19 protein-coding genes and 1 other annotated feature are annotated in these 14,480 nt (G+C 38.8%); of the genes, 13 read left to right on the plus strand and 6 right to left on the minus strand.

What is annotated here, in order from left to right; genetic code table 11:
* Positions 1 to 192 (minus strand): hypothetical protein, encoded by a 192-nt coding sequence (locus J2X07_RS04720; protein WP_310257055.1) that lies wholly within the window; start codon positions 190 to 192, stop codon positions 1 to 3.
* Positions 193 to 283: 91 nt separating this feature from the next.
* Here J2X07_RS04720 and J2X07_RS04725 point away from each other — a divergent pair, with 91 nt between their 5' ends.
* From J2X07_RS04725 to moaD, 4 genes are read left to right on the plus strand one after another with little or no spacing between them, the layout of a single operon-like run.
* Positions 284 to 1,603 carry a molybdopterin molybdotransferase MoeA gene (locus J2X07_RS04725; RefSeq protein ID WP_310257058.1) on the plus strand — a complete coding sequence of 440 codons (1,320 nt, stop codon included), beginning with the start codon at positions 284 to 286 and terminating at the stop codon, positions 1,601 to 1,603.
* On the plus strand, positions 1,543 to 2,085 hold the full coding sequence (gene mobB, locus J2X07_RS04730; protein ID WP_310257060.1) for a molybdopterin-guanine dinucleotide biosynthesis protein B: 543 nt from the start codon (positions 1,543 to 1,545) through the stop codon (positions 2,083 to 2,085). The genes J2X07_RS04725 and mobB overlap by 61 nt, the downstream gene beginning before the upstream one ends.
* Positions 2,072 to 2,536, plus strand: a complete 465-nt coding sequence (locus J2X07_RS04735; RefSeq protein WP_310257063.1) for a molybdenum cofactor biosynthesis protein MoaE — start codon at positions 2,072 to 2,074, stop codon at positions 2,534 to 2,536. Before mobB ends, J2X07_RS04735 begins: the two co-directional genes overlap by 14 nt.
* On the plus strand, positions 2,536 to 2,775 hold the full coding sequence (gene moaD / locus J2X07_RS04740; protein ID WP_310257066.1) for a molybdopterin converting factor subunit 1: 240 nt from the start codon (positions 2,536 to 2,538) through the stop codon (positions 2,773 to 2,775). The genes J2X07_RS04735 and moaD overlap by 1 nt, the downstream gene beginning before the upstream one ends.
* Here the strand turns inward: moaD and J2X07_RS04745 are convergent.
* On the minus strand, positions 2,762 to 2,944 hold the full coding sequence (locus J2X07_RS04745) for a hypothetical protein (protein ID WP_310257068.1): 183 nt from the start codon (positions 2,942 to 2,944) through the stop codon (positions 2,762 to 2,764). The genes moaD and J2X07_RS04745 overlap by 14 nt on opposite strands.
* Positions 2,945 to 3,112: 168 nt before the next feature.
* Between J2X07_RS04745 and J2X07_RS04750 the strand changes: the two genes are divergently transcribed.
* Together J2X07_RS04750 and J2X07_RS04755 are read left to right on the plus strand one after the other, a co-directional pair.
* The gene (locus J2X07_RS04750) at positions 3,113 to 3,442 is read left to right on the plus strand and encodes a hypothetical protein (RefSeq protein ID WP_310257070.1); all 330 of its coding nucleotides are present in this window, start codon (positions 3,113 to 3,115) and stop codon (positions 3,440 to 3,442) included.
* A 93-nt stretch (positions 3,443 to 3,535) separates the two neighbouring features.
* Positions 3,536 to 3,715 carry a YjzC family protein gene (locus tag J2X07_RS04755; RefSeq protein WP_310257073.1) on the plus strand — a complete coding sequence of 60 codons (180 nt, stop codon included), beginning with the start codon at positions 3,536 to 3,538 and terminating at the stop codon, positions 3,713 to 3,715.
* A gap of 47 nt (positions 3,716 to 3,762) precedes the next feature.
* On the opposite strand, the gene J2X07_RS04760 is transcribed toward J2X07_RS04755, so the two are convergent.
* Positions 3,763 to 3,942 carry a YjzD family protein gene (locus J2X07_RS04760; protein ID WP_310257076.1) on the minus strand — a complete coding sequence of 60 codons (180 nt, stop codon included), beginning with the start codon at positions 3,940 to 3,942 and terminating at the stop codon, positions 3,763 to 3,765.
* A 411-nt stretch (positions 3,943 to 4,353) separates the two neighbouring features.
* On the opposite strand from J2X07_RS04760, the gene J2X07_RS04765 reads away from it, so the two are divergent.
* The 3 genes from J2X07_RS04765 to J2X07_RS04775 all read left to right on the plus strand — a co-directional run bounded on the left by J2X07_RS04765 (position 4,354) and on the right by J2X07_RS04775 (position 6,363).
* Positions 4,354 to 5,094 (plus strand): alpha/beta hydrolase, encoded by a 741-nt coding sequence (locus J2X07_RS04765; protein ID WP_310257080.1) that lies wholly within the window; start codon positions 4,354 to 4,356, stop codon positions 5,092 to 5,094.
* Positions 5,095 to 5,207: 113 nt separating this feature from the next.
* Positions 5,208 to 6,101 (plus strand): NAD-dependent epimerase/dehydratase family protein, encoded by an 894-nt coding sequence (locus J2X07_RS04770; RefSeq protein ID WP_310257083.1) that lies wholly within the window; start codon positions 5,208 to 5,210, stop codon positions 6,099 to 6,101.
* A gap of 82 nt (positions 6,102 to 6,183) precedes the next feature.
* On the plus strand, positions 6,184 to 6,363 hold the full coding sequence (locus J2X07_RS04775) for a ComZ family protein (protein WP_310257086.1): 180 nt from the start codon (positions 6,184 to 6,186) through the stop codon (positions 6,361 to 6,363).
* Between the two features lie 228 nt (positions 6,364 to 6,591).
* Here J2X07_RS04775 and J2X07_RS19960 read toward each other — a convergent pair whose 3' ends face one another.
* On the minus strand, positions 6,592 to 6,891 hold the full coding sequence (locus tag J2X07_RS19960) for a YppG family protein (protein WP_396193565.1): 300 nt from the start codon (positions 6,889 to 6,891) through the stop codon (positions 6,592 to 6,594).
* 400 nt (positions 6,892 to 7,291) lie between these two features.
* Between J2X07_RS19960 and J2X07_RS04785 the strand changes: the two genes are divergently transcribed.
* From J2X07_RS04785 to J2X07_RS04795, 3 genes are all read left to right on the plus strand, one after another.
* The gene (locus tag J2X07_RS04785; protein ID WP_310257092.1) at positions 7,292 to 8,224 is read left to right on the plus strand and encodes a beta-ketoacyl-ACP synthase III; all 933 of its coding nucleotides are present in this window, start codon (positions 7,292 to 7,294) and stop codon (positions 8,222 to 8,224) included.
* Positions 8,225 to 8,267: 43 nt separating this feature from the next.
* Entirely contained in the window at positions 8,268 to 9,506 is a 1,239-nt protein-coding gene (gene fabF / locus J2X07_RS04790) for a beta-ketoacyl-ACP synthase II (protein ID WP_310257093.1), read from the plus strand.
* Between the two features lie 138 nt (positions 9,507 to 9,644).
* Complete coding sequence (locus tag J2X07_RS04795; protein ID WP_310257096.1) at positions 9,645 to 10,391, plus strand: YjbA family protein; 747 nt, start codon at positions 9,645 to 9,647, stop codon at positions 10,389 to 10,391.
* A gap of 264 nt (positions 10,392 to 10,655) precedes the next feature.
* Here the strand turns inward: J2X07_RS04795 and trpS are convergent, their stop codons facing one another.
* Positions 10,656 to 11,645 (minus strand): tryptophan--tRNA ligase, encoded by a 990-nt coding sequence (trpS, locus tag J2X07_RS04800; protein WP_310257098.1) that lies wholly within the window; start codon positions 11,643 to 11,645, stop codon positions 10,656 to 10,658.
* A 57-nt stretch (positions 11,646 to 11,702) separates the two neighbouring features.
* Positions 11,703 to 11,954: a binding site (T-box leader), on the minus strand.
* Between the two features lie 26 nt (positions 11,955 to 11,980).
* Entirely contained in the window at positions 11,981 to 12,358 is a 378-nt protein-coding gene (locus J2X07_RS04805; RefSeq protein ID WP_310257100.1) for a DUF3899 domain-containing protein, read from the minus strand.
* A 429-nt stretch (positions 12,359 to 12,787) separates the two neighbouring features.
* Between J2X07_RS04805 and J2X07_RS04810 the strand changes: the two genes are divergently transcribed.
* Positions 12,788 to 14,470 carry a peptide ABC transporter substrate-binding protein gene (locus tag J2X07_RS04810; protein WP_310257103.1) on the plus strand — a complete coding sequence of 561 codons (1,683 nt, stop codon included), beginning with the start codon at positions 12,788 to 12,790 and terminating at the stop codon, positions 14,468 to 14,470.
* The last annotated feature ends 10 nt before the right edge of the window (positions 14,471 to 14,480 follow it).

The raw sequence follows: 14,480 nt of genomic DNA on the forward strand, positions 1-14,480 counted from the left end.
TTACCCCGTTTCTTCCAGTTTAAGCCGGTATGTTTTTTTTGGTTGATACATATGGTCAATTTCATCAATTTGCTTTTGCAGGGAGTGCATGATTCGTAATGTCCAGACTCCGTATTCGTTAAACTCTTCAGGGATGTCGGTAATGGTTATTTTATTGCCGCTTCGATGGTAATACTCGTAAGAAACTTTCATAAAAACAACATCCTTTCTATTGAATTAAATAAATCATATCAAATATAATCAGAAAAGTAAATATATTCTGACTATTTAAAGGAGGATTCATATGCCTGTTGAGAAAAGAACGCCCATTCCCGTTGAGGAAGCGGTAAAAAAAATCGTGCAGCAGACTAAAACTTGGGGAACTGAAAATGTTGCAATTACAGATTGTGATCAGCGGATATTAGCAGAAAACCTTATAGCAACAAATGATGTGCCTCCTTTTAACCGTTCGCCATATGATGGATTTGCGATCTTTTCGGATGATACAAACGGGGCATCGGAAAATAAGCCAATCAAATTACTTGTTTTAGAAACAATTGGTGCAGGACAAGTGGCACAGCAAAAAGTGAAGAGCGGAACAGCAGTCAGAATTATGACGGGAGCACAAATTCCAGTCGGTGCTGATGCTGTAATTATGCTCGAATTAGTAAAAGAAACAACCGAGAATGGACAACCCTACATCGAGATCAAGAGAAAAGTCAAAAAAAATGACAATATTTCATTTCAAGGCGAGGATACAACAGAAGGCGAGCTGCTGGCAGAAAAAGGAACGGTGATTTCACCAGGAATTGTCGCATTGCTGGCAACTTTCGGTTATCATTCCGTTTCTGTTTTCAAAAAACCGGTCGTTGGAATTTTATCCACTGGAACAGAACTATTAGATGTACATGAAGAATTAGTGCCTGGTAAAATTAGAAACAGCAATGCCTATATGGCAGCGGCTCAAGTAAAGGCAATGGGCGCAAAAGTTAAGCTATATCAGCACCGTGAAGATGATTTTGAATCCTTGTATGAGTCAATTACAGCTATTCTCAACGAATCTGATCTTGTTATTACAACAGGTGGCGTTTCAGTTGGCGATTATGATTATCTTCCTGCAATCTACAAAAAATTAGGTGCAGCTGTATTATTCAATAAAATTGCCATGCGTCCAGGAAGTGTTACGACTGTCGCATCATACAAAGGGAAATGGCTTTTCGGACTGTCTGGAAACCCTTCAGCCTGCTTTGTAGGCTGTGAGCTTTTTGTACGTCCAGTTATTTTGGGAGGCATGAATGATAAAAAACCGCATTGTACATTGTATAAAGCGACATTAGGTGCTGATTTTTCAAAGGCGAATCCTTTTACCCGGTTTGTTCGTGCTTCATTATCCATTGGTCTCGATGAAAACGTTGTTATACCGGCAGGATTGGATAAATCAAGTTCTGTTTCATCGCTCTTGGCCGCCAATGCTTTAATCGTCTTGCCAGGCGGAACGAGAGGATGGGAGAAAGGCAGTCAGGTTGGCGTTCTCTCATGGGATGGAGAAGGGAGTGAGTGGCCTTGGGATTCCCCGTTATTCTCCAAATCATCGGCTATCAAAACAGCGGAAAAACTACGGTAATAAATACATTATTGGAATCTTTAACAAAGATGGGGATTCGTTCAGGTGTTATCAAGCATCATGGACATGAAGCCAGCCTTCCTTTCAATGACTCGGGAAAAGATACAGAGCGTCACAGAAATGCAGGAGCGATTGTTACAACTGTATCATCAGCTGGAAATACGATCTTGTCCATGGGCAGTGCCTTATCACTTGAAAAAACAATTGAATTGTACAAATTATTAGATACTGATTGTATTTTGATCGAAGGATATAAAGAAATTCAATATCCGAGGGTTATACTTTGCAGAAATAAGGAAGACGAATTTTTAATTGAGCATGCAGTCAACCCCGTGGCGATTATAAGTGAAGAAAATGTGCGAGAAAAATATCATCTTCCCAGCTTTTTATATCAAGATCAAAACAAATGGATGAACTTTTTAGTGGATCATATTGAAAAGGGAATAAGTAAAGGGAAAAGGGGTAATTATGAAATACTTTAACATTTGTAAAGAACCCATTGATAATCAACGAGTGATTGACCAAGTCATTCATCATAATGCTGGTGCGGTTTCCGTTTTTATAGGGACTGTCAGAGAAATGACAGGGGACAAACAAACAAAGTACCTAGAATATGAAGCATATATTCCCATGGCAGAAAAACAGCTTGAAAAGATTGGGGAAGAGATTAGCGATAGATGGCCGAACGCAAAAACAGCTATCACCCATCGAATCGGAACCCTCCAAATTTCAGATGTTGCCGTAACGATTGCTGTGTCAACTCCACACCGGCAAGATGCGTTCGAAGCGAGCCGTTATGCAATTGAACGAATTAAGGAAATAGTGCCGATTTGGAAAAAAGAGCATTATATAGACGGGGAAGAATGGGTTGGGAATCAAAAGGGGACGAAGCAGTATTTGTCTGGTTATCCGGAAGGGATTGAGAATAAATAATGGTACGTATTTTACTATTTGCAGGTCTTGCACAGCAAGCGGGAACCCAAGACATATCAATAAATGTAAATACTCCTATTAGCATCATTGAAATGAAAAAAAAGCTTCAAGAAAAATTCGGTCATTTAAATGGATTGGATAATTGCCTTACAGCTATAAACGAGGAATATGCCAATGAATCATCAATGGTTAAGGCAGGAGATACGCTAGCATTTATTCCGCCAGTTAGCGGAGGTTAATACCATCTTCGGAATTTGACGCTGTTTCATCGTTGGATTCCTTTTCCTTTTTTTCTGCACAAATAAAACAGAGCGTTTCCCCTGAGTCACTGACTTCTCCTTGGAAAAAACCATTCATGCAAAAAACTTCTTTTTGACAGTGGAAACAATGCCCTGCTAATTCCATCATTTTTATGTCCCCTTTTCTCATAAGAGCGTAGTGTTCTTCACCCGTGCACAAGCCTTCTCATACATATGTTTTCTACAATCAGCTTTCATTCCCTTCTGTCTTCATGATCTAGACAATTGAACCAACTCTTTTCTCAGTGAATAGGATAGGTTAAAAGGAGGGTGTGCTATGTATCCATATCAAATGGGGAATTTTCAAGGACAATCATCTGGGGGACAGTTTGGTTTCGGGAGCAGCAAATCACCGTTTAAAAAAATGTATAAAACGTGTTTGAAAAATAAAGATCAGCACGTACAGATTATGTTAATCGACGGTATCTCATATAACGGATTTATTGAGTATGTTGATCAGCAAAATGTTTATTTTGCAATACCCTATATGCAAAATCAATTGAATAACATGCGTGATTCAGAAGCTCAATACAATGTTACTGGTTATCAGATACACCGGTGTATGATTCCGCTGCATGCTGTTGCAGGGGTTAATCCAGCGTTTTAATTCGATTCATGAGTAAAATGCATCTTTTCTTTTTTTTAGCAAGTGTTATCAGACAATCGACGGGTAACCTATAAAAGAAAGGAGGCATACCGAATGGGTCAGCACAAGCATTTTAAGCACGGACAAAAAGCACCGAATAATGGTATGTATGTGGAGATTGGTGAAACAGGAAGCATGGTAAATGATCCACAAGAAATTCATTTATCAGCAGGTGACCGGTTTCCGGAAACAACCAACCATAATCGGGTTTGGACATATAAAAGAAAACCTTAACGAAAAAAACCCGGATCTAAAAACCCGGGTTTTTCATGTTTCTTATTTTAGACTTCTTCAGTTTGTGAAGGTAAAATTTCTCCAAGAATGGAAATAACAACTGCAAATATCACACCGAAAATCGAAGCTTTAACAAGATCATAAGTACCGCCTTGCATGGATACTAAAACATAATACATCATATTACTTAACAATAATGACCAGATAAACGTCCAAATGTAACGCATGTCCACATTCACCTCTTTATGTAAACGAATTCTTTACTTCCCATCTGTATAGTAACAAAAGATTGGGAAAAGGAAAAGAAGCTTTAAGGAATTATACAGAAAAACAAGCATATTAGTTATGAAATTTCATAAAATGTTCAAGCTTAACAGGAAAGTAAACTTCATATAAAGAATGTGATACATAACAGCACCATTTTAATTTGAAAACATGGGGGTTTTCACATGGATCAAAAATGGGAAGAACTAAAAGCGCTGGAAGAACAAGATGAAAAAAATCTTACTCCACAGGGAAAAGAAACACTGGATCAATTAAAAAAAGAACTAAATTCTTAGCAACCTAGGCAAATAACTTTAGCTAAAAATTTTCCCCTGCATACATTAGTTAAGAACCGCTAATGAGAGGGGAGAACTGTGAGTATCGATAAACGCTGCTTCCAAATAGACAATCAATGGAACATCATCCATCTGCCATATCGGCCAAATGGTTTTGCTGTTATGATCATTGGCGATTGCAGCCATTATGTTGATGAACATACAAGTCTTTGGAAACAAAACACCGAGCGCGCCCATCTCATTCAATCCTTGAAAGAGCAAGGCTATACCATTTTTTATTCAAACCTTTACGGCCGGCATTGGGGAAGTCCTCAAGCCGTCATTTTAGCAAAACGGCTTTATCATTATGTGATGAAGCATGAAATTCTAAATCCGAATATTCATGTGATCGCCGAAGGTATGGGAGCACTTGTAGCTCTTCAATTAATGGAAGAGATGGAAGGGCAGATTCGTTCAGCGCTTTTTATTAATCCGTGTATTGACTTGAAATACCATTTTAATCATGAAAAACAAAACCGGCTATTTTTTAAGAGGCTCGTCCGAGAACTAAGTTTTGCTTACAAAATAACCGAAATAGAAGTTCCTGCATTTATAGATACAATAACAGATATTAGTGAATGGCAGGCTAGAACGCCAGTTAAAATATTTCATGCGGCAAGAGGTGTTTTTTTCGGTTTTAGGGAACATAGCAGAGTATATGAAAAAAGAAGATTAGAAATCAATGCTGCCATTTCTTTATCCCTTCATGTTCCTGAACGAACGTTTAATCCTGCCTATGCATTCAGCGAATATTTTAAAGAACACGAAAAAGTACTATGACCTCATTACATGAAAGTGATGTAATGAGGTTTTATTATGTAAAAAAGTATCGTAATCTCACACTTAACCCCATAGGATAATAAGAAGAGAAAAAAGATACTGGAGGCCCATATATGAAAAAAGCATTTGTGACCGGAGCGGCAGGATTTATCGGCTTTCATTTATGCAGCCGGTTGTTAAATGAAGAAATTGATGTTATCGGTATAGACATGGCAGAGTCACCAGACCGCATTGATTTTATTGCACGCCATGCTGGATTTCAATATGTTGCTTCTGATATCAACGATGTTGATTTAAAACCATATATGCATGGCTGCGATGTTATCTTCCACCTAGCATGTTCCGTTAAACCTACTGCTCAATGGGCGAATATAGAGGATGAAGTACAACGCCATGTTTCTGTTTTAAAAAAATTGCTGTCATACGCAGGTGAAAATAGAAAAATCATCTACGTATCTTCGTATGATGTTTATGGTAAGAGATCTGGAGATGTTGTTGAAAAGTCACCGAAAAACCCAGAGTCCCTTTTCGGTCTAATAAAATTAACCGAGGAAAATATGATTCAGCAGCTTGCTGAAAAACATTCCTTTCCATTTATCATAATGAGGCTTCCTACTGTTTATGGGCCAGGGCAGCCTGAACACAATACGTATCATCAGGTTATTTCTTCAACTCATTCCACCGAACGAAAAGAAAAGATAACAAAGGATTCCGTTACGGAGGATCTCCTATTTGTTGATGATGCTGCAGAGGCGTTATTCCTTGCTGGAAAATCTGCGTCTGTAAATGAAATCTATAATATTTCAAGCGGCAATCCGGATCACTGGCAGGAAGGTCTTAAAGAATTAAAAGCTGAGAAAATAAGCTTTACCGAAAAAAGAAAAATGCGGATCAAAGGGGAAAAAGCAGAAAACGAATTAGGATTCAGAGCTAAAACAAAGATTAAAGAAGGAATTCAAAAACAAATCTTTGATTTTATGAGCAGAAAATCTGATTCAAAAAAATAGTTGGAGTTAAAATGATTTCGTATTCGTTCCATTTTCTTTATAATTAGAGGGTGCTTAGATTTAATTACAGGAGGACCTTCTAATGGATAACGAACGTAATATGAAACTTATGCAGATTGCGATGTCACATCTTCCAGAAGCCAAAGCTTTTTTAGAGAATAAAGGGATTGAACTTGGGATGGAAGACATACAGCCAATGATGCAGCTGTTAATGAATGTAATGAACGATGCGTATAAACTTGGAAAAGAAGAGAATAAGTAAAAAGCCAAAGCTCTAAGAAGTGGTTGATTTACGTTCCAGGTTGCTCGTTTTCCGCGGGGCAGGCAGTGAGGCGCATTTGTACGTTTCACTTTTAAGTGTCTAACCTGTCTCGCACATTAAACTTCAATAAACTCATCAATGAAGGTTCATTATGAAAGTGCCCTAAAAGCAACAATCTTTCAGAAAAGAGCCAAAGCAAAAAAGCCAACCTTACCCGGTTGGCTTTTTCTACTTCTTTTTAAACGCAGAAAAAATAGGTGATATTTGTTGAGCGACTTTTACGGATTGATCAATTACTGAAAAGATTTTATTGTAATCCAGTGATCCTTCCTGCGTTCTGAAAGAGTGTAAAAATGGACGGGGGAACGGCTGCTGAAAAGGCATTGGCGGCATCTGGCGAAACATCGGGTTTCCGAAATTTTGAGGATGCATACCCGGTTGCATTGGCTGCTGGCCAGGGCCCATCTGAAATCGTCCAGGAAACTGTGGAGGATACATTGGCTGCTGTCGATACTGAGAATTGTACATGTTGAACCACTCCTATAGTCAATTTCACTAAACTTACATTTTTCTTCCTTACAGGATATGCCTTCAAGCGTTTGTTGGTGAAAGAATACCACTTTTAACTAGACAAAATCATAAATTTCACATAAAATTAGTACCAGGTCATAATATTTGATATAAAATCTTTGAATTCTTTATTTAAAAGTTTTTGGAGAAGTCCTTCATTGAAAAGTTAATTGGAGTGGAAGGTCGTGACTCCTGTAGGATTAGCGGAACATGTGAGACCACTTATGTCACAAGGTGACAAGCGGGTTCACCGCACGCCCTGCGGAAAGCGAGCCTCTGAAACGGAAATTAACAAGCTTTTGAAAGCAACAAGGATAGCGAATACTCTTTAAAATACTTTAGCCAAAGGGGTAATAATATGAAAGCAGGAATCATTGGGATGGGCAGCTACATCCCAGAGAAAATTTTGGCGAACTCAGACCTGGAAAAAATGGTAGATACAAGTGATGAGTGGATCAGAACTCGAACAGGTATTGTAGAAAGAAGAATAGCAGACGAATCAGTAAATACATCACATATGGCAAGACATGCAGCAGAAGAAGCATTAGAAGATGCAGGCATTAAGGGAGAAGATATCGATTTAATCGTTGTTGCTACCGTAACACCAGACAATCCGTTCCCATCAGTAGCTTGTCAACTTCAAGATTATTTAGGAGCAAAAAAGGCCGTTGCAATGGATGTAAGTGCAGCTTGTGCTGGTTTCATTTATGCAACAGTAGTAGCCAAACAATTTATTGAATCTGGGACTTATAAAAATGTATTAGTAGTAGGCGTTGAAAAACTTTCAAGAATCACAGACTGGAAAGACCGAAACACTGCTGTATTATTCGGTGATGGAGCTGGAGCGGCAGTACTTTCTACTGTAAGTGAAGGAAGAGGTATCTTATCTTTTGAACTTGGATCAGACGGTACCGGCGCAAAGCATCTTTATCAAAATGAATTTATCCATATGAATGGAAGAGAAGTATTTAAATTTGCGGTAAGACAAATGGGAGAATCATCTTTAAACGTAGTTCACAAAGCTGGATTAACGAAGGAAGATGTTGATTTCTTGATTCCGCACCAAGCGAATATAAGAATTATGGAAGCTTCTAGAGAAAGATTAGAGCTGCCTAAAGAAAAAATGATTATGACCATTGACCGATTTGGCAACACTTCTTCTGCCTCTATACCGATGGCATTAAAAGAAGCCCTAAAAGATGGTAAAATAAAAGATGATCACACAATCGTACTTGTTGGATTCGGCGGGGGACTCACTTGGGGTGCTCTAGCCATGAAGTGGGGAAGATAATCCCTAAACGAACTTACGCAGCATAAAGGAGAGTTGATTTACGATGAAAAAAAGAGTAGTAGTAACGGGTATGGGAGCAGTTACTCCCCTTGGAAATAATGTGGATGAAACATGGAAGAAAATCGTAGAAGGACAAAGCGGTGTTGGTCCCCTCACAAGAAGAAATCCAGATAAATTCCCTGTCAAAGTTGCGGCAGAAGCAACGGATTTCAATCCAGAAGACTTTATGGATAAGCGTGACGCAAGACGAATGGACCGTTTTACTCAATTCGCAGTAGCCGCTTCTCTTATGGCTGTAAAAGATGCGAATTTAGAGATTACGGATGAAATCGCACCTCGAGTTGGTGTATGGATTGGTTCTGGAATTGGCGGAATGGATACGCATGAAGAACAGTTTCGTATTTTTGAAGCTAAGGGTGTAAGACGTGTAAGCCCGTTCTTCGTACCAATGATGATTCCTGACATGGCTTCTGGTCAAGTATCGATTGCAATCGGTGCAAAAGGAATAAACTCTTGTACAGTAACAGCTTGTGCATCAGGTGCAAACTCGATTGGTGATGCGTTTAAAGTCATCCAGCGCGGTGACGCAGATGCAATGATAACAGGCGGTACAGAAGCACCCATTACTGATATGGCATTAGCTGGTTTCTGCCAGGCAGGAGCATTATCTACAAATCCAGATCCAAAAACTGCAAGCCGTCCATTTGATAAGAACCGTACTGGTTTTATCATTGGTGAAGGTGCTGGGATTTTAGTCCTCGAAGAATATGAATTTGCTAAAAAGCGCGGAGCAAAAATTTTAGCTGAAATTGTTGGTTATGGTGCTACAGGTGATGCTTATCACATTACACAGCCTGCTCCTGGCGGAGAAGGCGGCGTTCGCGCGATGAAACAAGCTGTAGAAGACAGCGGGTTGGCATTAAATGAGATTTCCTATATTAATGCACACGGAACAAGTACAGATTACAACGATAAATTTGAAACTGCTGCGATTAAAGAGCTGTTTAAAGAGCAAGCCTATAAAATTCCTGTCAGCTCAACAAAATCAATGACTGGTCATTTACTGGGCGCTGCTGGCGGAATTGAAGCGATCTTTTCTGTAAAAGCAATTCAAGAGGGCATTCTCCCTCCGACCATCAATTATGAAACTCCAGATGAAGAGTGTGATCTGGACTATGTACCAAACGAGGCTCGCCGTGCTGAAGTAATCGCTGTTCTTAGTAATTCACTAGGGTTTGGCGGGCATAATGCATCGCTCGTATTTAAGAAAATTGTAGAATAATTCATGCATAACCCCGTTTGCTGGATCCAGCAGCGGGGTTTTATTTTCGTTTGTTAATTGCCATGTTTTAGAATAAAAAGGACAACCTCTGACTATACTGATTTTAAATACAAATCGGTAAAAAAGTGAGGGGTACAAATGTTATACTTGCGTGATGTTTGGGTCAACTGGTTTGAAGGAGAGGAAAACGGTTATAACGTTTGTGAGTTTCATGAATGGCGAAAAGACGACTATATTGAGTTGTTGGATCAAGTGCCAATCTTAAAAATAGAATCAACACTTTTTCATTATATTGAAAATGATTTAAACGACCTCCCTGATGCCTTATTAGAAGAAGTACATCAAAAAGCGTATGTCAGAAAAAATAATCAACGCGTACAGCTGGAGCATTGTTTCATCATCACAGATATGAAAAAATCTCTTATCGTTGATACGATGGGCTACCGAATTCCGATTCGAAAAAGCAGACTTATTCCTAGACAAGAGCAGCTTGTATTTGAAATGGCAGAACAAACGGATACAAAAGTGTTCACATTCAGTCAAAGGCAGCTAGACAAGGAATATCACATCCTATCTCCTAATCCTGATAGCATGAGAGGCTTAACGAGAAAAGAAAGGCAATTAAAGCAGCTATTATTCATGGCACTCGATCAGCTTCATTCTACAAAAAATGCCGCGGAAATGCGTTATTGGTGTACAGAATGGATGCCTGAAGCCTATGGGAAAATCCAAAGAATGGATTTTGATGAAGCATGGGAAGCTCTGTATGGTGAACTGAAAAGCGGCTGGTCCAAACAGCATTTGGATATGTGCGAACGTCTTGTAAAAGGACAGCCTTATTTCGAAAAAATTTGGGAACTTGAAAACGGAACACATGTAAACTAAAAAACCAGCGGAGAAGATTTCCGCTGGATTTTTTGTTGCTCTTTAATGAGATTAATCCACCGGGTTTTGGCAATAATCCACCGAGAATTACCCATATTACACCGACTTTTACCAGTAATCCACCGAGAATGTTTTACATACTCCCGAGCCGACAAAAAAACGACATCCTGTTACCGTAGCCGGCATCAAAAAAGCTGGTCTCAAATGATGTAAAATTCAGTACATCATGAGCCAGCTGGTTTAAGTGTATTTCTTGTTTTTAGACTAAACTCGTTTACGAGCCAAGCCCATAGCACGTTCTGCTTTGTTTAACGTTTTATTCGCTACGCGGTTTGCCTTTTCAGCGCCGCGATCAAGAATGTCATCTAACTCTGTAGACGATACAAATTCGTGATACCGTTCTTGAATCGGTTTTAATGTGTTAATAATAACGTCTGCAACACCTTGTTTGAAATCTCCATACCCTCTGCCTTCATATTTTTCGACGATTGAAGAAATACTTTCTCCGGTTAGTTGTGAGTAAATCGTGAGCAGGTTAGAAATACCAGGCTTATTTTCTTTATCATATGCTACAACACCATCAGAATCAGTAGTAGCGCGCTTGATTTTCTTCAAAATAACAGCTTCATCATCGAGCATAGATATAAATGAATTTTGGTTTGGATCCGATTTGCTCATTTTCTTTTCTGGATCCACTAGTGACATAATTCGAGCACCTTCTGTAGCGATGCGAGGCTCAGGAATAACAAAAATATCACGGTATTTTTTATTGAAACGTTCTGCAATATCACGAGTAAGCTCTAGATGCTGCTTTTGGTCATCACCTACAGGTACGATTCCCGTGTTATAGAGCAAGATGTCTGCTGCCATAAGCGGGGGATACGTTAACAAGCCGGCTGAAACTGCTTCTTTGCCAGTTGATTTGTCTTTAAATTGTGTCATGCGTTCCAATTCACCGATATATGTCACACATTGCAGCATCCAGCCCATTTTCGTGTGCGCCGGGACATCTGATTGAATGAAAAGTGTTGACTTCTCTGGGTCGATTCCAGCTGCTAAGTAAAGAGCTGCTAAGTTTCGGCTGTTCTTTTTTAATGCAGCAGGGTCTTGTGCAACTGTAATAGCATGCTGGTTTACAACACAGAAATAACATTCATGCTCATCCTGGAGCTCCACAAAGTGCCTTAATGCTCCAATATAATTGCCGATTGTAATGTTTCCGCTCGGCTGTATGCCTGAAAAGATTACAGACATGATACATCTCTCCTTTATGAATAAAATCAATACAAAAAGGCCCACTCGTCGCCTTATGCAAGGGACGAATGGACCGCGGTGCCACCCTTATAATTCTCAGAAAAAATGAAAATCACTCAAAACGTACAGGAATCATCCGATACGGTGTCCATTTATATCGTGCGGACATTACACGTCTGAGCCTACTTTAATAAGTGTTCGGTCAGAATGCTCCAAAGCCCATTCCATAAAGATCTACTGCCTGTTTTCACCAGCCACAGGCTCTCTAAAAGCTTCTCTTTATGTACTCTTCTTTATCATCACATTAACATTTATTTTTTAGTAGTATACACAAATCAAAGCGTATATGCAACGGTAATAGAGAAAATAGTTAAGATGATTCCTGAGAAAAGAAAGGGTCTCATGTAATTTCCTTTGATCCGCTCAGAAATTCTGAAATTAGTAGCAAACTGTGTTTGTTCATCGTAATCAGGGTTTCTGGATAATACTTTCGTCATTTTTTTGAAACTGTATGCGAAAAAATCAAAAAATCCGCTTTTTCCTACATACAAAGCAACCCCAAGCATGGCAATTGGAAGTGAGATATAAAATAGCATCGTGATGAAAGCTTCCAGAAAGGATTTGGATTCATTACCGGTTATTAACGTAATAACAGCAGCACTCAATATAGCAATTCCCGAAATGATAAGGGACTTTTTTAACTCATCTTTCATATATAAATCCTCCAACTAGTAAAAATTACATCAAAACTACTTTCAATGTAACACATTATTGAAAGTATACCGTCCGACTTTACGCCTATTGTAACAAATGAAATATAAAAATGACGAATTTTAACAGAGAATCATGACCTGTAAGTTTAAAGACTTCATCGAGAATGTAATATTCATGCTATTTATCCCCTTTTATTGGTAAAATTTGTAGAATAATCAGAAAAAACACACTAGTTATATATAGGTCTTTATTCCTATTTTTTGTTAAGGAAAAGTAAATATAGTGGGATTTTTGTAAAAGTCTTAAAAAAAACAAATGCACAATTTTTTGAAAACTTGTATAATCGAACTTGTAGATGAAAATATCTGATAATTCTTGATGCTTTTATCTGCTAACAAATTAATGGGATAAAAAGGGGAGGTCGACTCATGAAGAAGTCAAAATGGTCATTACTTCTTACTCTAGTCCTAGTTTTGAGCATGTTCCTTGCTGCGTGTAGCGGTAAAGACGGTGGAAAAACTAAGGATAACGGTAATGGAGATGGTGACAAAGCAGCCGCAAAACCAAGTGAGCCGCAAGTACTTAACTTAACAGATGGTTCTGAGATTCCTTCAATGGATTCTTCACAAGCAACAGACCAAGTATCATTTGAAGTTATGAACAACGTTATGGAAGGTCTATATCGTCTAGATAAAGATAACCAGCCAACTCCAGGTGTTGCTGAAAAGTACGACCTAAGTGATGACGGTTTGGTTTACACGTTCCACTTAAATCCAAACGCTAAATGGAGTGACGGGTCTCAAGTAACAGCAAAAGATTTCGTTTACTCTTGGAGAAAAGCGTTAGATCCAAAAACACTTTCTGAGTACGCTTATATCATGGGGCCAGTTAAGAATGCTAACGCAATCCAAACTGATGGTGACCCATTATACGGAAAAGTTGATCAATTAGGTGTTGAAGCAGTTGATGATGCAACTCTTAAAGTAACGCTTGAAGCTCCAGCTCCTTATTTCTTAGGATTAACTGGATTCGCAACTTTCTACCCGCAAAAAGAAGAGTATGTTAAATCTCAAGGCGACAAGTACGCTTTAGAAGCTTCAAACCTTCTTTACAACGGTCCTTTCGTACTTTCTGATTGGAAGCACAACGAAGGATGGCAGTTTAAAAAGAACGATAAATACTGGGATGCTAAAACAGTAAAATTAGATGAAATCAACGTTAAGATTGTTAAAGACGTAGCTACAGGTGTTAACCTTTACGAAACTGGTGCAGTTGATACTACTGGCCTAAATGCTGAATTCGTAGATCAATACAAAGATAACCCTGATATGTACAAACGCGGTGACGCAGCTGTATACTTCCTGCGTTTAAACGAAAAGAACCCAGCTCTTAAAAACGTAAAAATCCGTAAAGCGCTTGACATGGCTTACGATAAGAAATCTATGAACGATGTTATCAATAACAACGGTTCAACAGAAGCTTACTACTTAGTACCAAAAGATTTCACGTTTAGCAAAGACGGAGAAGATTTCCGTAAAACAAACGGTAACTTCGGTAAATTCGATCCAGAAGGCGCTAAGAAGCTTTTTGAAGAAGGTCTAAAAGAAATTGGCAAGAAAGAAGTTTCACTTGAACTATTGAACTATGACTCTGAGTCTTCTAAGAAGATCGGTGAGTTCATCAAGAACCAATTAGAAAAGAACCTACCTGGTATGAAGGTTAGCATTAAAGCACAGCCTTTCGCACAAAAGCTTGACCTTGAATCAGCTGGGGATTATGACTTCTCATTCGCTGGTTGGGGACCTGACTATCAAGATCCAATGACGTTCCTTGATATGTTCGTAACAAAAGGATCTCATAACCAAATGGAGTACTCAAATCCTAAGTATGATCAATTGATCAACGATGCTAAGAAAGAAGCTGACCAAGATAAGCGTTGGAAAATGATGCTTGACGCTGAGAAAGTTCTTTTCGAAGACCAAGCGATCTCTCCAATGTACCAAAAAGGTGTAGTTGGACTACGTAAGCCTTACGTTAAAGGTGTAGTTAACCACTTATTCGGAGCTGATACTTCTTACAAGTGGATCTATATCGACGGTAAGCAAAAGTAAGTTTTTTGAA

Origin of the sequence: Fictibacillus barbaricus (genome assembly GCF_031457135.1) — a bacterium.
Lineage (GTDB): Bacteria > Bacillota > Bacilli > Bacillales > Fictibacillaceae > Fictibacillus > Fictibacillus barbaricus_A.